This window comes from Arthrobacter sp. PL16, assembly GCF_035985055.1.
GTDB classification, from domain to species: domain Bacteria; phylum Actinomycetota; class Actinomycetes; order Actinomycetales; family Micrococcaceae; genus Arthrobacter_D; species Arthrobacter_D cheniae.
Genome location: NZ_JAXCIC010000002.1, coordinates 433,227 through 452,239, shown reverse-complemented (window position 1 = coordinate 452,239; position 19,013 = coordinate 433,227). Strand labels below are relative to the sequence as shown.

The window sequence follows — 19,013 nt, the reverse complement described above, 5'->3', positions numbered from 1 at the left end:
CGCCGGACCCTGGGGCGCCCCAGCCGGGGGCGGCGCCCCGGTTCCGGTACGGGACCCTGGTGGTGTCTGTTCACTCACCGTCGCGGCTCCCGTCTTCAGGAGGAAGGGGCTCCGGTCCAGCGGGTCGAGGAGCAGTGATGGCGTCCATGGAGTTGGTGTTGATGCCTACCGGCTTGCCGTGCGCGTGCGAAGTCCGCGCACGCTCGTGGGCCTTGCTGATTGCGTCCATGATGGTTTCGACGTCGATCACACCGCGGAAGCTGTCCCTGCCACCAGTGACGAGGGCTGCGCCCACGCTGGAGACCAGCATGATGTCCAGGGCGTCATTGAGAGATGCGCGCTCCCCGACGAGGGGAAGCCGAGCGTCCCGATCCGCACCGATGCGCTCCAGGCGACTGAGCTGACGCCGTGAGAGCCACTGGAGCGGCCGGTTCCTGCTATCGAGAATGACGGCGTGATCATGACCGCGCTCATCGAGGCGCGACAGCACATCACTCGCGAGCGTCCCGGGTTCAGCGGTTACCGCTGACTGGAGGTCCACCTCGTTTACGCGGGTGAGGGTCAGCTGCTTCAGGCCGGCACCCGATCCGATGAAGTTCTCCACGAATTCATTGGCGGGTTCGGCCAGAATGCGCTCCGGGGTGTCGTACTGCACGAGTTGTGCGCCCTCCGTGAAGATCGCGATCCAGTCGCCGAGCTTCACGGCTTCGTCGAAATCGTGCGTCACGCACACGATGGTCTTCTGGAGCTCGTGTTGGATGCTGATCAGCTCATCCTGCAGGCGGACCCGTGTGATGGGATCCACAGCGCCGAAGGGCTCGTCCATGAGGAGCACCGGCGGATCAGCTGCGAGGGCACGGGCCACACCGACCCTCTGCTGCTGGCCCCCGGAGAGTTCCCTCGGGTACCGGTCCCGGTACTGCACCGGATCGAGGGAAACCAGTTCGAGGAGCTCATCGACACGTGCCGCTATCCGGTCCCTGCTCCAGCCCAGCATCTTCGGGACGATCGCGATGTTCGCCGCGACACTCATGTGGGGGAAGAGGCCACCGGCCTGGATGACGTATCCGATTCGACGACGCAGCGAATCACCGTTGATCCCTGTGACATCGTCCCCGTCAAGGACGATCCTGCCCTCGGTGGGTTCGATGAGGCGGTTGATCATCTTCAGTGTGGTGGTTTTCCCACACCCGGACGGCCCGACCAGCATGACGATCTTCCCTGCAGGAATTTCCATCGTCAGACCGTCGACGGCCGCTCTGCTCTGGCCCGGGTAGCGCTTGGTGACCTTGTCCAGCAGGATGCTCGCCCCGGTGATGGACCTGCCGCCGTCGGCTGAACTGCCGGAACCGGCATCGGGAAGCTGTGTAGAAGGTGCTTTGTCAGACACGGATACCTCGCGAGATTGTGAGTCGGCCCAGACCGACCAGGAGAAAATCAAGGATGAGGGCCAGGATGATGACCGCAACGATGCCGGTCACCACGGATTCCAGGGAGTTCGCTCCCCCAAGTCGGGACAGACCGGTGAAGATGAACCCGCCAAGACCCGGGCCCAGGACATAAGCGGTGATTGCTGCAATTCCCATCACCATCTGCGCGGACACACGGATACCCGCGAGGATCACCGGCCACGCCATAGGGAGCTCGATACGTCTCAATACCTGGAAGCGGGTCATTCCAATGCCTCGTGCCGACTCGATGACGGAACGGTCGATACTCGTCAGTCCCACCACGGCGTTGCGCAGGATCGGTAGGACGGCGAAGAACACGACCACGATGACCGCGGGAACGACGCCGAACCCGAACGGTGCGATCAATAACCCCACCAGGGCGAAGGCAGGAATGGTCAGACCGATGGCGGATACGCTGTTCGCTGCCGACCGCAACGCCGGGCTCCGGTACACCAGCCCTGCGGTGACTACCGCCAGCACCGTCGCAATTATCAGACACTGCGCCACCAGCGAGAAGTGCTGCCAGCTCGCGAACAGGATCTGGTCGAACCGGCTCTCCACGAACTCGAACACCTCGGTACCCCTTCGTCGTTCCTTGCTTGTCCTACCACCGTGCCTCTTGAGCACTCTAGAGGAGAGATGACGGAGTTGCTGGTTGCGAAGGTAGTTGCAGCACGTCGACGACAGGAATTCCTCGCAGCCATTCCTGTGCGCTACCGACAGTTGTGAAGTGCCTGGTGGGGTAGGGAGGGTGATGCCGTTGTTTGTAGTAGGCCGTGATGAGCGGGTCTCCTGGTTCGGCTCCCACTATCGCCAGAGCTGCGATATCGAGCCCGGTCGCCAGCGTGTGCTGCGCTTCCTCCGTCAGCGATATCAGGTGATTGAGGCGGATGAGCATCGGCGGACGGACGGACGGGCTGAGGTGGTTCACCCGGCTGACCACGGCTGCTGCGACAGTGTTGTCGACATCCGTGTCAGCTTCGCATTCAAGCCACAGCACCTCTCCCCGCATCTCCGCAGTGAAAGGGTCCGCTGTGGCGGAAACGCTCCCTGCATCTCTTTCCTCTTTGAGCCAGGCGACGGCGTCGGCTTCCTTCGTGAAGTACCGGCTGGGAGTGACAGACCTGTAATTGAATGCAGTGAGTACCCTGCCTACGTCGTCCACCCCCACGACGGCGGTGCGGGTGGAACAGGTGTCATTCATGAGGAGCTGCTTGGCTTCGAGCGAGATCCGCTCCACCAGACCGATGTGCACCAACAAGGGCCGCTTACCTCGGGGAGATGCAGCAGTGACAGCAGCAATTGTCGAGCGGATGTCTTCAGCCTGCATGGTGACGCCGGGAGCCCACCGCAAGCGCAGGAAATCTCCGTCATCACTCAAGGTGAAGCGCTGCACAGAATGTGGTCCCGAACCCATCAACGTCTCCCCCAGTTCATGCCGGTCCCCGGCACTAGTGCCATGGTCGTCCCGCATGCCCCGACATTCAACCGGCGACGAAGGTAGAAATTCCAGGAATTCACGTGCTGGGGACAGGAGTCCATGGACGGAATGGAAGGTTGACGTCGTCGTCCTGCCCAGCGGAGGTTTCGACCGTTCGGTGACGTCCTACCGGGACCGGATCGGTTCGTCCTCGCTCACGCAGCACTCGTCCACCGGGCGAGTACGATGATGTTTGCTGGCGTGGTCAGCTGTGGTTCAACACAAGGGCCTAGGTTTCATCGTGTTCTTTTCCCGTCGATAGGCGTCCCCATGAGTACCAGGCTTACTCCGTCGGATTCGTTCCCCGAGGATCTGACGTCGCTCGACCTCCCGCAGGTCGAAGCCGTCAACAGCAAGATCCAGCGCGAGCTGACCTACGAGTATGTGCACGACGGTGCAGCCGATCCGGAAACAGAATTCCGCAACGAAGAGGTGACGGAGGAACTCGACCGGCGCGACCTCATCGACACTCCGGAACCATCGAGCGCGCCCTCGCAATCCTCCGATCATGGTCAGGAAATGGTTCGCCCCATAGAAGCTGTCTAGGAGTTCTGCAGGAGCTCCGGTCAGTACTTTTCCACCTGTCGCTTGTCGACCCTCCCTCGAATTCTCCTGATTCCGGTCTCAATATCGGGTACCCGTGTTGTGACGACTCCCAGTTTCGACTTCGCCACCGAGTCCAGGTTCCCGCGGTAGCGCGAGGCTATTGCCGGCCACGGCATCCGCGCTGCCCTTGGAATCCCCATCCGCCTGGAATCCGGGGCGAGCGCAGGCCTGAACTTCTATTCCACGGAAGCGAATTCGTTCATGGACACGGGCATCTCCGTTGCAGAAGGCATCGCTCGGGATGCCTCGAAATCCCTGCGGCTAGCCGTGCGGATCGCGACCCTCAGTGACAGTTCCGAGCACCTGAGAACAGCCATGGAATCCCGGACGGCGATCGATCTCGCGGTCGGGGCCATCATGGGCCAGAACCGCTGCAGCCAGGCTGAAGCAGTTGCGATCCTGCGCACCGCCGGCCAGGGCCGCAACACCAGACTGCGGGACCTCGCCGACGAACTCCTGGCATCCCTCGGTCAGACAGGACCGGTCCGGACGCACTTCGACAGGTGATCCGAGGCCCGGCTACTGCGGTTCCGCAGCCGCCCCCTGAGTCGGCTTGTGGTCGGAGTCCGGGAGTATCCGCGGTCCGTTGATCTCGTCCTCGACCCTGCGGGCGAGATTCCGCAGTTTCCGCCCGTCCCGCATGGAATACTCGCGTGGTTGCTGGTCGATCACGCAGAGGGTGCCGATGGTCCACCCGCCCGGTCCGCGCAGCGGGTACCCGGCGTAGAAGCGGATGTGGGGCTCTCCCCGCACCAACGGATTGTTCCTGAACCGTTCATCCTCCAGCGCGTCCCGCACGATCAGCGGACCGGCATTGCGGATCGTGGCATTGCAGAACGAGATCTCCCGCGGCATGTTCTGTTGAACCGGCCCGATCACGGATTTGAGGAACTGACGGCGGTCATCGATCAGCGTGACGATCGCGGAGCTGACCTCGAAGTAGTCCTTCGCTTCCTGTGTGATCCGGTCGAATCGCTCCTCCTGACCCGTATCCAGCAGCTGGGTGCGGGTCACTGCGTCCAGGCGTTCCTGTTCCTGCTCCTCGGCACTCAGCAGGAACGCGCCCGCGACGCCGAGCGCACGGCGGGAACTAGCTGGAGATTGCGCCGCCCTGTCGTCCGAGCAGCGCGAGATCCGGCCTCTGGCACCGACCTGGGACAGGAGATCGTTGATGGCGTCTGCCAGCACATCGCACTGTTCCTCCTCGAGCACCAGGAGCCCGCCCAGGTACGCCTCGAGCTCGAAACGCGACACCGCGCCGCCCATACCGTAATAATTGATCCAGACGTCCTCGAGGTTCAATGCCGTTGCTGACAGGACCTCTTTTATCTGCTGAATCTGTGCTTGCGCGTTCATATCCGGAACCTCCGTGCCGACAGCTCCGCCCAAGCCGTTGATCGTCGTCGTTGTTCCCATCCTAGTAGGCCGCACACGCTCATCAGTCGGCTTACTACTTCCACAGTAGTAAGCCGATGGGAATGCGCACCACTTCCATATCCACGAATCCTTCGATGGGATCTGACGGTGCCCCTTGGTAGCGTCGAGTAGATGGGCAGCCCGCGTCGTCGCACATCATCCCTGAGGCGAGCCACACTGCTCATCGCCGTCGTGTTATTGAGCGGCGGCTGCACCTCGTCCGATCCGGACGACGAACCTGCCCCGAGTTCCGGCCCGACTCCGTCGACCGCGACCAGTGCGCACTCTCCGCAGCGCTGCGCCGATTGCCTGAGCGTCGTCGTCACCGGAGACCTTCTGGTACACCCGCAGCTCTGGGACCAAGCCGCAGCCGATGCTGCCGTGACAGGCAGGGATCCCCTTGACTTCGAACCCCTTCTCGCCTCCCAACGGCCATATCTCGCGACCGCTGACCTCGGCATCTGCCATCTCGAAACGCCCGTCGCCGAGCCCGAAGGACCCTTCAGCGGCTACCCCCGGTTCAACGTCCCTCCGCAGATCCTGGCCGCGGCGGTTGAGGTCGGGTACGACACCTGCACCTCAGCAAGCAACCACAGCATCGATGCGGGAACGGCAGGGCTGCTGCGGACGCTTGCCGCATTGGATGCCGCGGGACTGGAACACACCGGGTCCTACGCCACCGAGGATGACGCCGACGAAGTCCTGGTCATCAATCAGCCCGAGGCTCGTGTGGCCCTGATCGAGGGGACGTATGGATTGAACGGTCTCGTTCCCGACCAGCCGTGGCGGGTCGACATGATCGACGTACCCGCGATGATTGCAAAGGCCAGGGCCGCACGGGCCGAGGGAGCCGACATAGTCCTTGCCGCACTTCACGCCGGCGATGAATACGCCATCGCACCGAACTCGCTGCAGGTGGAGTCCGCACACGCATTGGCCGATAGCGGTGACTTCGACTTCATCTATGGACACCACGCCCACGCCGTGCAACCGATCGAGAAGTACAACGGCACATGGATCGTCTACGGATTGGGGAACGCGGTCACGGAACTCTCTCCCCTCTACGACGTCAACAATGAAGGGTTGATGGTCCGCGCCAGTTTCAGCCGCAATGACGAAGGTACGTGGTCGGTGTCCGAGTTGCTCTGGCTGCCCTCCCTCATCGTCGCCGCCCCCTACCGGTGGTGTGCTCTGTCCCCTGATCAGCCGGGTAGTGGCTGCTCGTCGCCGGAGCGTGACGCAGCAGCGGCCGAGCGGACCCGCAGCGTCGTGGAGTCGCTCGGGGCCAGGGAGGCCGGGGCCAGGCGATGGACCATTCCGAGCGCAGTTGCCGGCTACTGACCTCGCGACACCGCAGCCACAACGTCCATACCATTCGCGCGGATGGACCGGAGGGGACGAAGTACGACATTTATGCCGAGGTCGAAAAAGGATGAAAAAAACGGTGCAGTCCGATCAGCCCCCGCTGCTCCTCGCGGGAACATTCACCGGTGTAGGGCGTAGTCTGGGCACAGTTATCGAGTAGAAAGCGGAACAGGTTTCAAGACCGCCGCGTTTCGGGTTTTCCGAGCGTTGTCACGCCAGGGAAATCGATCTCCGCTTAAGGAGAGTCATGAATGACAATACTCAGGCTCCGTTGCAGCCCGGACACGTGATCCTCGACCCGATGCACGTGGTGGCTGATGGCTACTCCGCTGAACTGCTGGGTAATACAGCCCTGTACCTGCAGGACCTGGTCCTCGAAAGCATCGATGTCGAGCACTTCCTCGACAACCTGGCGCGGGTGGCCGCGAAGCAGTTGTCCGGGCCGGGCCACGAGGTGTTCTGCGGCATAACCCTGCTGCGGCCGCGCCACGCTGAAACTCTCGCGAGCAGTAGCCGGGCAGCCCTGGAACTCGATGAGATCCAGTACGCATTCGGTGACGGGCCCTGCCTCACAGCCGCCCGCACCCAGGCGCTCGTCCATGTCCGTGACACGCGGACCGACGGGCGTTGGCCTGAATACTTCGCAGCCGTCACTGCACATGGAATGCTCTCCATCCTCGGCATTCCCATTCCGTTGGAAGGGGAAGCGGACTGTGGGCTGAACTTCTACTCCGACCGGACGGACGGATTCACGCCGGACGCCACCGAAGCCGCCAGGATCTTCGCTCGTGAGGCTTCCAGATCGCTGCGCCTGGCGGTCCGTATCGCTTACCTGTCCGACAAGGAAGCCCACCTCAGCGCAGCACTGGAGTCGAGGACCACCATCGACCTCGCCGCGGGCATCATCATGGGCCAGAACATGTGCAGCCAGTCAGCAGCCGTGACGATCCTCAAAGCCGCTGCCAGTCACAGGAACATGAAACTGCGCGATCTTGCGCGGGAACTCCTCTCCACCGTCAGCGACGAACCGCCGGTCACGCACTTCGACTAGATCCTGAGCGGGTCCCTGGCTTCCCTTTCGCCTCGGTCCCGGCCGGGCTGATGACGTGGCGTGCAGAGCTCGATTCACGATCGTCGTCGCTGGAGACACGTCTCGGCGGTCCTGTCCATGCCGGGCTGCACCTGTCAAGGCTGAAGGAGCTGTGCGGCAGGACGCATAGTGTGGGAGGCGTACGCTTACCCGGCTTCCGTGCTGGGTGAAGGACAACGGGAAGCGAACAGAATGCTGAATGATTATCTGCAGCAGTGGAGCGCGATACAGACCGTGCGCGCCGCGGAGCTGAATTCCCGCGACGTCGTGCTGGAGTATGTCACCGCCGGCGGGGACTCGAGCGAACTCGACGTGCACTGCTACCTCGCCGGCCTTGTCATGATCCCGGCATTGCAGCGGGACGTCGTCGCGCACGCGATCAACGAACTGCTGGACGCGACCGGTTCCCTGGTGGACGGTGCTCACTACAGCACCTACGATGTCGCCTCCGACCTCGGATACGCCGACTACCTTCGCACCCTCGTCCTTACTCCCGACGGGTATGACTTCGGCGCCCCATCCCTAGGCGACAGGAGCACCAGCGCTGCTTCGTCCGGGATCGCCGGTGGCGGTCCTGTGGGCCATGCCGTGCGTGAGGAAGAGTATCGGACACTGCACGAGGCACAGGAGGACGCAGAGTTCCGCCGTTGCCAAGCGCTGTACGAGTCCGGTCTGCTCGACACGGGGTCAGAGGATCGGTTCGACCGCATCATCGCTCAGGCCCGGAACCACTTCGGGGTCAGTTCGGCCTCCATGGCGCTGATCACCGAGAGTTCCCAGATCATCAAATCGGTGGTCGGGCCGATCGGTCAGGACCTGCCTCGAAGCCTGGCACTCTGTGCGAAGACCATCGAGAGGGACCGCACCCTGGTCATCACCGATGCGAGCACGCATCCCGACTGGCGCAATCATCCCCTTGTCACGGGTGGGCCGGAAGTACGCTTCTACGCCGGTCACCCGCTTTCCACCGCGGATGGATGGCGGATCGGCACCCTGTGCCTCATCGATGACCAGCCACGGAGCTTCACCGAGGACGATGAACGGGAACTCCGGATTCTCGCGCACAAGGCTCAAGCCGAATTCTGGGTCGGACCCCTGGGCTGATCGTCGCGATGCCGTGGTCCGTCCCGACGCCGGTACCCCGGACCGGACCGGCTGGGGTGCAACGCGCTTGTGCTGGGCAGGTGTATCAGTCGGTCGACGCAGTGTTTACGCATTAAGACGCAATGTCTCCTCGTCGACTAACGCGATGACGATTCCTGGTGGCATTGTTCTCCAGCAGTGGCTGGGTTCAAGGACGAAGTGGAGAATTCCCGATGAAGTCGTTTGCCTGCGGTGATGTCGTACCTGGGTGCGATGCGCAATTCATGAGCACCACGGAGGACGAAATACTCGCCGAGGTCCGCACGCACGCCGCGACCGCCCACGGACTGAACGAACTCTCCGCCGATGTGGAACAGGCAGTCCGCAGCAGTATCACGGTCAGGTGATCGACGACGCTGCAGCAACGAACCACGCTGCATCTCCGGATACCGGAGCTTCATCGACCGGCTGGATCCGAGCCTTGGAAGCGGCCTGCGAAGGTCACGGCATCACGTCGGTCTACCAGCCGATAGTCGACACCGCCCGCCGCACCATCGCTGGATATGAAGCGCTGATCCGGTTCCCCGCATTCGAGGAGAAGAATCCGGAGGTGTGGTTCCGTGCGGCGAGACGGCACGGAGTAGCAGCCGAGCTCGAAGCTGCAGCCCTGCGCAGCGCTCTCTCCCACCGTTCGACGGTGCCGACGAACTGTTTCCTCACCGTCAATGTCTCGCCGGACGTGCTGGCCACTGAATGCGTCCGCACGGTCTGGGCCGAGCAGGGGAATCTCGCCGGACTCATCGTCGAGCTGACCGAGCAGGCGCCTGTCGACTCCTACATCGCCCTGGAACCGGACCTCAACAGGCTCAAGGCCGCCGGTGCCCTGATTGCCGTCGATGACGCCGGTTCCGGCTACGCCGGGCTGCAGCACCTGCTGAGCATCCGACCCGCGATGATCAAGATCGACCGGAAACTCATCGAGGGCGTCGATGACGATGAGGCGAAGCGAGCCCTGATCGAAATGCTCGGCATGTTCGCCGGACGCATCGACGCATGGATCCTTGCGGAAGGCGTCGAGCACATCGCAGAACTCGACGTGCTCTGCTCACTCAGGGTCCCCTTGGTGCAGGGGTACCTCCTCGGGAGACCCGCTCCACCCTGGGCCAGCCTCGACGTCGGCATCGCACACCGCCTCGTCAGTGGACCAGCGCCCACCAGGAACGGGACCTTGCGGGACATCGTGGAACCCGTGCCGTCGTTCACGGACCTCGCAGACGCAACGGAAGCGCTGGCGGCCGACGACCAGGTGCGGGAGATCGTCCTCCTCGGTGCAGACCACCGGCCGGTCGCCGTGCTCACCGAGGAGGACACCCGGCTCGGCATCGTCAGCCAGGGAATCCGCGCGAACCTCGACACGCCGGTCGCGGAGGCCCTGAGCAGATCGATCACCAGGGAGCGCCCCTACCGGTTCGATCCGCTGCTCGTCACCGACAACGCCGGACGCCTGGCCGGGATCGCCCGTCTCGAACGGATGATCAGCGCTGTCACCACCGGATCTCACGAGGTGGAAGCGGGATAGCCGCACCCCGTCCCGGCCGGTTGCTGTCAGGCGACGACGGCGTCGGGTACTCCGCGTGAACGTTCGGGAACGCGGAACAGCGGAAGGGTGAGGTTGATCAGGGGACCGATGAGGAGCGCGAAAGCGACAGTGCCGAGACCCACCGAACCTCCCAGCACCCAGCCGAGGACCAGTACCGTGCCCTCGATGCCCGTGCGCACCAACCAGATCGGCAGGCCGGAGCGGGCGTGGATACCGGTCATGAGGCCGTCCCGGGGGCCCGGTCCCAGGCGCGCTCCGATGTAGAGGCCGCTCGCGATGGCCAGCAGCACGAGACCGCCGGTGAACAGCAGGATCCGGGACCAGAGCTGGGACGGCTCGCCGAGGAGTGCGAGACCGATCTCCGCACTCGGCCCCACGAGGAGGACGTTGAGGATGGTGCCGACGCCCGGTCGCTGCCGCAGCGGTATCCACAGGAGTAGAACGACCAGGCCAATGATGTTCGTCATGAAACCGAACGGGATGCCGGTCTGCAGTGACCCGCCCTGACCGAGAACATCCCACGGCGACACCCCGAGGGTGGCGCGGATCATCATCGCGAGCGAGAGGCCGTACAGGAAGAGACCGATCAGGAGCTGCAGTCCGCGCCGGACACCGAGGAACGTCATGCTTCCAGTAGAACCGCTGATTGGACTGACATCAAGATGCCAATTGTGGGATGGTGGCTTCATGATGGTTCTCCCCGCCCGTCGGCTGGCAACTGAACTCGGCACCTGGCGCACTACCGGGCCCGCCTATGTGGCTCTCGCCGACCGACTCCGGCTGCTCACCCTCGACGGCCGGATACCGCTCGGCACCCGGCTCCCCGCCGAGCGGGAGCTCGCCGCACAGCTCGCCGTCAGCCGTACCATGGTCGCCGCTGCCTACGCGCGCCTGAGGGCGGCCGGCTATGTCCAGAGCACGCGCGGCTCGGGCAGCGTCGTCGCCATGCCGGGACGCGGCGCGCCGACGCACGACGACGGCGGGACAGGCATCGTCCTCGATCTCAGCAAAGCGGCACTTCCGGCCGCACCCCAGGTCGGTGAGGCTGCGGCGAGGGCTGCCCGTGAACTTCCCGCCTACCTCAACGGGGACGGGTACGACCTGCTCGGCCTTCCACGGTTGCGCCAGGCCCTCGCGGACCGGTACGCCGCGCGCGGCCTGCCCACGAACCCTGGCCAAATCATCGTGACGCTCGGCGCGCAGCACGCCATCTCGCTTCTCGCGCGGACGCTCCTGACGCGCAGCGACACCGTGCTCGTCGAGGCACCGAGCTACCCGCACGCCTACGAGGCGCTCAGGTCCGCGGGACGGCGGCTCGTACCCGTGGCGGTGGACGCGCGCCGGGGCTGGGACGACGACGGCCTGGAGCAGGCGTTCGTCCGTACCCGGCCCGCCGTCGCCTACGTCATGCCGGACTTCCACAACCCCACGGGCGCCGTGATGCCGCCCGGGCAGCGCGAACGGCTGATGGCGGCGGCAGCACGACAGGGCACGATCGTCATCGCGGACGAGACCATGGCCGAGCTGCGCATCGAGGGTGACGGCGAACTGCCGCTCGCCGCCTTCGGACCCGCCGTGCTCATCGGTTCCATGGGCAAGACGGTCTGGGGCGGATTGCGCATCGGCTGGATCAGGGCGGACGGGGACATGATCCAGCGGCTCGTGCAGTCCCGGTACGCCCAGGACCTCGGGACACCCATCCTCGAGCAGCTGATCGCCCTCGAGATGCTCGGGAACTACGACGAGCTGCTGCGCTTCCGGGCGCATCAGCTCTCGGAGGGTTGCCGCGGCCTGGAGGTGCTCCTCGCGGACAGACTGCCGGGGTGGGACGTCCCGCACGTCTCGGGAGGCCTCTGCACCTGGGTCAACCTCGGCGCTCCCGTCAGCTCGCAGTTGGCGTTGGCCGCCCGGGACCGCGGCCTGCTGCTCGGCGCCGGTCCGCGATTCGGGATCGACGGGGTGTTCGAGCGGTTCCTTCGCGTTCCCTTCAGCTATCCCCGCGAGGACACGCACCGCGCGGTGGACATTCTCTCCTCCGCCTGGGACTCCCTGGACGAGCGGGCCCCCGTTCCGGATCACTTCACGCCCGCACTGGTATAGGAACGGTCCACGCCGTCATACGGTCAGGCGGCGCCCCTCGAGGTGAGCTGCGAGATACGGCGCGGTGATGCTCGTCGCCGCGTCGAGCCCCGCGATGTCCCGCGGGGTACCGGTAGCGACGATCGTCCCGCCGGCCGAGCCACCGCCCGGCCCGAGGTCGATCACCCAGTCGGCCGCCGCGACGACCGCCATGGTGTGCTCGACGACCACCACGGTGTTGCCGGCATCGACGAGCTTCCGCAGCTGCGCGAGAAGCAGCACGACGTCCGCGGGATGCAGCCCCGTGGTCGGTTCATCGAGCAGGTAGAGCGTATGTCCGCGGCGGGCGCGCTGCAGTTCGGTGGCCAGCTTGATGCGCTGCGCCTCGCCTCCGGACAGCTCTGTGGCCGGCTGCCCGAGCCGTAGGTACCCCAGGCCGACCTCGCGGAGCGTCGCGAGGGACCGTTCCGCCGCCGGGATGCCGGAGAGGAAGACCGCGGCGTCGTCGACCGTCATTCCCAGCACGTCGGCGATACTGCGGCCGTCGAGTGGAACCGCCAGGGTCTCCTCGTTGTAGCGGGCACCGTTGCAGGTGGGACACGGCCCGTAGCTTCCGGGCAGGAAGAGGAGCTCGACGGACACGAACCCCTCGCCCTGGCAGGTCTCGCAGCGTCCGCCCTGCACGTTGAAGGAGAATCGCCCCGCGCCGAAGCCCCTGGACTTCGCCTCCGGCGTCGCGGCGAAGGCCTTCCGGACTGCATCGAACAACCCCGTGTAGGTGGCGAGGTTGGATCGCGGAGTCCGGCCGATCGGCTTCTGGTTCACGCTCACGAGGCGGTCGATGAACTCGAGCCCCTGGATGTCGGCCACCACTGAGGCGGCGGTTCCGGAGTCCTCCGGTGCGACGTCGTCGCCCGCCTCCCCCTCCGTCGGCGTGTCATTGCGGACGTGCGCTCCGACAGCGTCGGCGAGGACCGCGCTGACGAGCGTCGACTTGCCCGAGCCGGACACTCCGGTGACGGCCGTCAGCACGCCCACCGGGATGTCGGCGTCGAGCCCTGCGAGGTTGTGGCGGTGGATGCCTGTGAGGCGCAGCCAGGCCGACGGCGTACGCGGCTCGGCCTGCTCCGCGCTGGAGGGCCCGCTCCGGGTCAGGAAGGGCGCCGTCAGGGAACCCGGGACACCCGCGAGGCCTGCTGCGGGCCCACTGTAGATGATGGTGCCGCCACCCTCGCCGGCGAGCGGGCCGACGTCGACGATCCAGTCTGACCGCTGCACCACATCCATGTTGTGCTCGACGACGAAGACGGTGTTCCCTGCGTCCTTCAGCGCTTCCAGCACCGCGAGGAGGGGCTCGACGTCGGCGGGATGCAGGCCGGCGGAGGGCTCGTCGAGGACGTAGACGACGCCGAAGAGCCCGGAACGAAGCTGCGTGGCGATCCGCAGCCGCTGCATCTCGCCGGGCGAGAGCGTGGGCGTGGCACGACTGAGGCTGAGGTACCCCAGCCCGAGCTCGACGAGGATACCGAGCCGCTGGACGAGGTCCCTGCTGATCGTGACGGACACCTCCGTCCCCTCCCCCGAGGTGGCGGACCGATGCGCCGCCGCAGGATGCTCGAACGTCGCAGCCGGCTCCAGGTGGGCTGCGAGGTCCGCCAGCGGCAAAGCATTCGCTTCGGCGATGGAGAGACCCGCGAACGTCACTGCCAGCGCTTCCGGGCGCAGCCCGGCACCGCCGCACAGACCGCAGGGACCGGACTCCATGAAGGGCAGCACGCGGTCGCGCATCTGCTGGCTCTTGGAATCGTGGAGGGTGTGCAGGACGTAGCTCTTCGCGCTCCAGAAGCGTCCCTTGTAGGGCTTGGCCACGCGGTCCCGCTGCGGGATCACCTCGACGACGGGCTGCTCCTCGGTGAACAGCAGCCACCTCCGGGACTCCTCCGGCAGGTCCCGCCAGGGCACGTCGATGTCGTGGCCGAGCTCGCTGACGACGTCGCGGAGGTTCTTGCCCTGCCAGGCGCCGGGCCAAGCCGCGATGGCGCCCTCGCGGATGCTCAGCGAAGGATCCGGGACGAGTGACTGCTCCGTGACGTCACGGGCGATGCCGAGCCCGTGGCAGCGGGGGCAGGCTCCTGCGGCGGTGTTCGGCGAAAAGGCATCCGATTCGAGCCTGCCCGCAGCGTCCGCCGGATACGTTCCGGCCCGTGAGTAGAGCATGCGGACGGAGTTCGAGAGCGTAGTCAGGGTGCCGACGGTGGAACGCACGCTCGGGGTGCCGCGGCGCTGCTGGAGGGCGACGGCGGGAGGCAGCCCCGTGATCGATTCGACGTGCGGCGTGTGCCCCTGCTGGATGAGCCTGCGTGCGTAGGGCGCGACGGATTCGAGGTACCGCCGCTGGGCCTCCGCATAAATGGTGCCGAAGGCCAGGGATGACTTGCCGGAGCCCGATACTCCGGTGAAGGCGACGACGGCGTCCCTCGGGCAGTCGACGTCGATGCCGCGCAGGTTGTTCTCACTGGCACCACGGACACGGACGAACCCGTCGTGGGTGCTCGTCGAAGGGGCAAGGACACTTTCGGGCGACTCGATCACCCACCCACCCTACGGTTTCCCGCACCACGCATCGCGGAGGCGCCGTCGTCGCCACGGCGGGCGCACGAGGACGACGGGCCCCGGTTCGACCTGCCGGCCCGCGGCGAGCTCGGACGAGCGCTGATAACAGGTCGCCTGCCGTGCGAGCGGAAGCCTCGGGAGGCAACGAACGCCCATGGCCGTCGCTGCCGGCTCTTCCTAGAGTTGAGGCATGGCTGACATCAATGACGAGTTCCCGACCCTGGACGACCTCAATCCCGACAACGACGCCCTGCCGCGACCGTCCCGTCAGACGCACGGGAAGTCGGACGACCACGTGGACGACGACGCCCTCGCGCTCGCCACGGAGCGCGAGAGGGTGGCGCTCGGGTTGAAGGACTACGTGCCGGACGACGTCCCGCCCGCCACGGATCCCCTGCCAGAGGAGTCCTCACCCGTGGCCGACCTGGCACAGCGCGGACTGCTGCGCGACGACGACTCCTGACGGGACCCGCCGGCGCTACAGATCGGCGAGCATCCCGCCGGGGTTTTCCATCGCGTCCGCGACGAACCGGAGGAAGCCGCCCGCCGTACCGCCGTCGCAGACCCGATGGTCGAACGCGAGCGTCAGCTCGGTGACCTTCCGCACCGCGAGCTGCCCGTCGACCACCCAGGGGCGGTCGATGATGCGGCCCAGGCCGAGGATCGCCGATTCCGGGTAGTTGATGATCGCCGCACTCCCGTCGACGCCGAACACGCCGTAGTTGTTCAGGGTGAAGGTGCCGGAGGAGAGGTCCGACGGCGTCGCCTTCCCCTCGCGCGCCAGGGCGGCCAGGCGTCGGATCTCCCTGTCGAGCTCACGCGCCGACATCGTGTCTGCGCGACGGACGCTGGGAACCACCAGCCCTCGCTCCGTCTGGGCGGCGATGCCCAGGTTCACGCCTTCGACGCGCACGAACTCCTGGGCGCCGTCGTCGCCCGTGGCGATCCTGCTGTTCAGTTCGGGGAAGCGGGCAAGGCCTGCGACCACGAAGCGGGCCACGAACGCGAGGATCCCGGGGACGGTATCCGGCGTGCTGCGCTTCATGCCCTCGCGCAGCTCGACGAGGGCCGTCACGTCGACGTCCACCCACACGGTCGCTTCCGGGATCTCGCGTCGGCTGCGCGTCATGGCGTCGGCGATCGTCCGGCGGACTCCGCGCAGGGGTGTCCGCTCGAGGACGGTGAGGCCGGAGCGGGAGTCGGTCGCGGGCACCGGGTCGGCCGCTCGCGTGGCATTCTCCGCCACAGGCTCGTCGGTCACCGACGACGATACGGACGGGCCGGCGCCGGCCGCGATGGCCTGTTCGATGTCACGCCTCAGGATGAGCCCCTTCTCCCCTGAACCACGCACGTCCTCGAGCCTTACGCCGTGGTCGCGGGCGAGTCTCCGAACGAGCGGCGAGACGCACAGAGGAGCCCGACCACTCGCTGGAACAGCCGGGGGCGACACCGCAGCGGCGTCGGCCGTCAGCACGGGAGTTTCGACACTTCTCGCCGAAGCACCCTTCCGCGGACGCGTCCGCCCGCCGGTCAGTCCGCCGGGCGTGCCGTAGCCGATCAGCACATTGCCGGAACCCTCGCTCGCCACGGGCGGCTGGTCGTTCGACCGGGTGGCCTGCGTCGGAACGCCGGCGTCCTCGCGGAGCATTGCCGAGGCCTGCCCGACAGCCGTCGGAGCAGACGATGGTGCGGCGGTGCCCTCGGGCCGGACGGACAAGAACGGCGCTCCGACGTCGAGCACCTCACCGGGTTGCCCGTGCAGGGTGGCGACGGTTCCCGCGAAGGGGGACGGTACCTCGACCACGGACTTGGCGGTCTCGACCTCGGCCACGGGCTGGTCGACGACGATGGTGTCGCCCTCGGCGACCAGCCAGGACACCAGCTCGGCCTCGGTCAGGCCCTCCCCCAGATCGGGCAGCAGGAATACGAGCAGGTGCTCGGAGACGGTCGGTGCGCCCACGGTCAGTCCTCCCACTGCAGGTTGTCGACGGCGTCGAGGATGCGATCCACGCTCGGCAGGTAGAAGCGCTCCAGCTTGGGCGAGGGGTACGGGATGTCGAACCCGGTCACGCGGAGAACGGGCGCCGCGAGCGAGTGGAAGCAGCGCTCCTGCACCCGGGCCACGATCTCGGATGCCACCGATGCGAAGCCGGGAGCCTCTGCGACGACGACGGCGCGGCCCGTACGGCGGACGCTCTCGCACACCGTCTCGTCGTCGAACGGGACGATGGAGCGGAGATCGATGACCTCGATCGACCGCCCTTCCTCGGCAGCCGCCGCCGCTGCGGCGAGCGCCGTCGGAACGGAGGGGCCGTAGCTGATCAGGGTCGCATCGGTCCCCGCCCGGGCAACCACGGCCCGGCCGATGCGCCGGGGCGCCTGTCCGTCGTCGTACGTCCTCCGAAGTTCCGCGAGGTCGACCTCCTCCTTGGACCAGTACAGCTTCTTCGGTTCGAGGAAGACGACGGGATCCGGGGACGCGATGGCCTCGCGCAGCATGAAGTAGGCGTCACGAACCGTGGAGGGGGCCAGGACCGTGAGTCCGGGGGTGTGTGCGTAGTAGGCCTCGGACGAATCGCAGTGGTGCTCCACGCCGCCGATACCACCCGCGTAGGGGATGCGGATCACGATGGGGAGGCGCACCTTGCCGCGGGTCCGGTTCGGCATCTTCGCGACGTGGCTGACCACCTGTTCGAAGGCCGGATAGGCGAAGGCGTCGAACTGCATCTCGACCACGGGCTTCATGCCGTTCATCGCCATGCCCACGGCCATTCCCATGATGCCGGCCTCGGCGAGCGGGGTGTCGAAGCAGCGCTGCTCACCGAAGCGTGCGGTGAGGCCGTCGGTGATGCGGAAGACACCGCCCAGCCTGCCCACGTCCTCGCCGAACATCAGGACTGCCGGATCGCTCTCCATGGCGTCGGCGAGTGCTGCGTTGAGCGCCTTCGCGAATGTGGAGGTCGATCTCGGTGCGGGTGACGCAACGGCGTCGGTCTGGTCCCCGATCCCGCGTGAGGGCGCCTCCGTGGTCTGCGTCATGGCCGGTCCGCCTTCGTCTGGTTCGTTGCGCCGTCGATCGGGGCACCGTGCTCGGCGTCGGTGCCGCGCGCCAGTTCCTCCCGCAGCTGCTCGGCCTGCTCGCGCAGCTGCGATGTCTTCTCGCTGAACACGTACTCGAAGAGCTCTCCCGGATTCACGTCGACCTCGGTGTTCAGTCCGTTGCGTATGGCGGACGCGATCGCGTCCGCCTCGACGGCGAGCGCCCGCTCCCCGTCGTCGGTTAGCAGGTTCAGCCCCCGAAGGTAGGTTCGCATCCGCAGGATGGGATCCTTCGGCACCCAGCGCTCGACGTCGTCCGCCGAGCGGTAGCGGGTGGCGTCGTCGGCATTGGTGTGGGCCTGCATGCGGTAGGTATGGGCCTCGATGAGGGAGGGGCCTCCGCCGTCGCGTGCACGGTCGACGGCCGATCCGAGGACCGAGAGGAGTGCTGCGAGGTCGTTGCCGTCCACGCGCTCCCCCGGCATCCCGTAGCCGATCGCCTTGTGCGCGAGGGACGGAGCCACGGTCTGGCTCTTCAGCGGCACGGAGATGGCGAACTCGTTGTTCTGGATGAGGAACACCACCGGCACGTGGAAGACGGCGGCGAAGTTCAGGGCCTCGTGGAAGTCGCCCTCGCTGGTCGCTCCGTCACCGCACATGGCCAGGACGACCGTCGGCTCCCCGCGGAGCTTAGCCGCGTGAGCGACTCCGACGGCGTGCAGCAGCTGCGTGGCGAGAGGCGTGGCCTGCGTCGCGACACGGTGCTCATACGGGTCGTAGCCGCCATGCCAGTCGCCGCGCAGCAGCGTCAGGACCTCGAGCGGATCGACGCCGCGCGTGATGACGGCGACCGTGTCGCGATAGGTGGGGAAGAGCCAGTCCTGGTCATCGAGCACGACGGCGGCAGCGACCTGGCATGCCTCCTGGCCGTGCGACGACGGGTACACGGCCATGCGCCCCTGGCGCACCAGTGCGTTCGCCTGATCGTTGATGCGGCGGCCGGCGACGAGGCGGCTGTAGACGCTGAGCAGCTTCTGCCCGTCAGGGAGGGGATAGCGGTCGTCGTGGGTGTGGTGGCCCTCCGGGTCGATCAGCTGCACGGGCTGCGCCGAGGGGAGCAGCGCGTGGTCCGCCGTCGGCTGTGCCGCATTCCCTGCCGCTCCGCCGATCATGCTTCCCCTGCCCTCGTTC

General features: G+C 66.4%; 18 protein-coding genes. 9 read left to right on the top strand and 9 right to left on the bottom strand.

Going from position 1 to position 19,013, the window contains the following annotated elements; all coding sequences use genetic code 11:
- Positions 1 to 70: 70 nt before the first annotated feature.
- From RCH21_RS05770 to RCH21_RS05760, 3 genes are all read right to left on the bottom strand, one after another.
- On the bottom strand, positions 71 to 1,318 hold the full coding sequence (locus tag RCH21_RS05770) for an ATP-binding cassette domain-containing protein (protein WP_326963792.1): 1,248 nt from the start codon (positions 1,316 to 1,318) through the stop codon (positions 71 to 73).
- 64 nt (positions 1,319 to 1,382) lie between these two features.
- On the bottom strand, positions 1,383 to 2,024 hold the full coding sequence (locus tag RCH21_RS05765; RefSeq protein WP_326963561.1) for an ABC transporter permease: 642 nt from the start codon (positions 2,022 to 2,024) through the stop codon (positions 1,383 to 1,385).
- 55 nt (positions 2,025 to 2,079) lie between these two features.
- Positions 2,080 to 2,832, bottom strand: a complete 753-nt coding sequence (locus tag RCH21_RS05760; protein WP_326963560.1) for a DUF7793 family protein — start codon at positions 2,830 to 2,832, stop codon at positions 2,080 to 2,082.
- 369 nt (positions 2,833 to 3,201) lie between these two features.
- Between RCH21_RS05760 and RCH21_RS05755 the strand changes: the two genes are divergently transcribed.
- Complete coding sequence (locus RCH21_RS05755; RefSeq protein WP_326963559.1) at positions 3,202 to 3,477, top strand: hypothetical protein; 276 nt, start codon at positions 3,202 to 3,204, stop codon at positions 3,475 to 3,477.
- Positions 3,478 to 3,738: 261 nt separating this feature from the next.
- Positions 3,739 to 4,044 carry an ANTAR domain-containing protein gene (locus RCH21_RS05750; protein ID WP_326963558.1) on the top strand — a complete coding sequence of 102 codons (306 nt, stop codon included), beginning with the start codon at positions 3,739 to 3,741 and terminating at the stop codon, positions 4,042 to 4,044.
- Between the two features lie 12 nt (positions 4,045 to 4,056).
- Here the strand turns inward: RCH21_RS05750 and RCH21_RS05745 are convergent, their stop codons facing one another.
- Positions 4,057 to 4,893, bottom strand: a complete 837-nt coding sequence (locus tag RCH21_RS05745) for a GAF domain-containing protein (protein WP_326963557.1) — start codon at positions 4,891 to 4,893, stop codon at positions 4,057 to 4,059.
- Between the two features lie 192 nt (positions 4,894 to 5,085).
- Between RCH21_RS05745 and RCH21_RS05740 the strand changes: the two genes are divergently transcribed.
- From RCH21_RS05740 to RCH21_RS05720, 5 genes are all read left to right on the top strand, one after another.
- Positions 5,086 to 6,294: a CapA family protein gene (locus RCH21_RS05740; RefSeq protein WP_326963556.1), complete on the top strand. Its 1,209-nt coding sequence runs from the start codon at positions 5,086 to 5,088 to the stop codon at positions 6,292 to 6,294.
- A 271-nt stretch (positions 6,295 to 6,565) separates the two neighbouring features.
- Positions 6,566 to 7,369 carry a GAF and ANTAR domain-containing protein gene (locus RCH21_RS05735; protein WP_326963555.1) on the top strand — a complete coding sequence of 268 codons (804 nt, stop codon included), beginning with the start codon at positions 6,566 to 6,568 and terminating at the stop codon, positions 7,367 to 7,369.
- A gap of 231 nt (positions 7,370 to 7,600) precedes the next feature.
- The gene (locus RCH21_RS05730; protein ID WP_326963554.1) at positions 7,601 to 8,512 is read left to right on the top strand and encodes a GAF domain-containing protein; all 912 of its coding nucleotides are present in this window, start codon (positions 7,601 to 7,603) and stop codon (positions 8,510 to 8,512) included.
- Positions 8,513 to 8,724: 212 nt separating this feature from the next.
- On the top strand, positions 8,725 to 8,898 hold the full coding sequence (locus RCH21_RS05725) for a DUF1059 domain-containing protein (RefSeq protein ID WP_326963553.1): 174 nt from the start codon (positions 8,725 to 8,727) through the stop codon (positions 8,896 to 8,898).
- Positions 8,895 to 10,070: an EAL domain-containing protein gene (locus RCH21_RS05720; RefSeq protein ID WP_326963552.1), complete on the top strand. Its 1,176-nt coding sequence runs from the start codon at positions 8,895 to 8,897 to the stop codon at positions 10,068 to 10,070. Before RCH21_RS05725 ends, RCH21_RS05720 begins: the two co-directional genes overlap by 4 nt.
- Positions 10,071 to 10,096: 26 nt before the next feature.
- On the opposite strand, the gene yczE is transcribed toward RCH21_RS05720, so the two are convergent.
- Positions 10,097 to 10,717: a membrane protein YczE gene (gene yczE, locus RCH21_RS05715; RefSeq protein WP_326963551.1), complete on the bottom strand. Its 621-nt coding sequence runs from the start codon at positions 10,715 to 10,717 to the stop codon at positions 10,097 to 10,099.
- 61 nt (positions 10,718 to 10,778) lie between these two features.
- On the opposite strand from yczE, the gene yczR reads away from it, so the two are divergent.
- A complete protein-coding gene (yczR, locus tag RCH21_RS05710) occupies positions 10,779 to 12,191 on the top strand; it encodes a MocR-like transcription factor YczR (protein WP_326963550.1) in 1,413 nt (470 codons plus the stop codon).
- A gap of 15 nt (positions 12,192 to 12,206) precedes the next feature.
- Here yczR and RCH21_RS05705 read toward each other — a convergent pair whose 3' ends face one another.
- On the bottom strand, positions 12,207 to 14,762 hold the full coding sequence (locus RCH21_RS05705) for an excinuclease ABC subunit UvrA (RefSeq protein WP_326963549.1): 2,556 nt from the start codon (positions 14,760 to 14,762) through the stop codon (positions 12,207 to 12,209).
- Positions 14,763 to 14,973: 211 nt separating this feature from the next.
- Between RCH21_RS05705 and RCH21_RS05700 the strand changes: the two genes are divergently transcribed.
- Positions 14,974 to 15,246: a hypothetical protein gene (locus RCH21_RS05700; protein ID WP_326963548.1), complete on the top strand. Its 273-nt coding sequence runs from the start codon at positions 14,974 to 14,976 to the stop codon at positions 15,244 to 15,246.
- A 15-nt stretch (positions 15,247 to 15,261) separates the two neighbouring features.
- On the opposite strand, the gene RCH21_RS05695 is transcribed toward RCH21_RS05700, so the two are convergent.
- The 3 genes from RCH21_RS05695 to pdhA are packed head-to-tail and all read right to left on the bottom strand — an operon-like array spanning position 15,262 to position 18,994.
- Complete coding sequence (locus tag RCH21_RS05695; protein ID WP_326963547.1) at positions 15,262 to 16,743, bottom strand: dihydrolipoamide acetyltransferase family protein; 1,482 nt, start codon at positions 16,741 to 16,743, stop codon at positions 15,262 to 15,264.
- Positions 16,744 to 16,745: 2 nt separating this feature from the next.
- A complete protein-coding gene (locus RCH21_RS05690; protein WP_326963546.1) occupies positions 16,746 to 17,822 on the bottom strand; it encodes an alpha-ketoacid dehydrogenase subunit beta in 1,077 nt (358 codons plus the stop codon).
- Entirely contained in the window at positions 17,819 to 18,994 is a 1,176-nt protein-coding gene (pdhA, locus tag RCH21_RS05685) for a pyruvate dehydrogenase (acetyl-transferring) E1 component subunit alpha (protein WP_326963791.1), read from the bottom strand. Before pdhA ends, RCH21_RS05690 begins: the two co-directional genes overlap by 4 nt.
- Between the last annotated feature and the right edge of the window lie 19 nt (positions 18,995 to 19,013).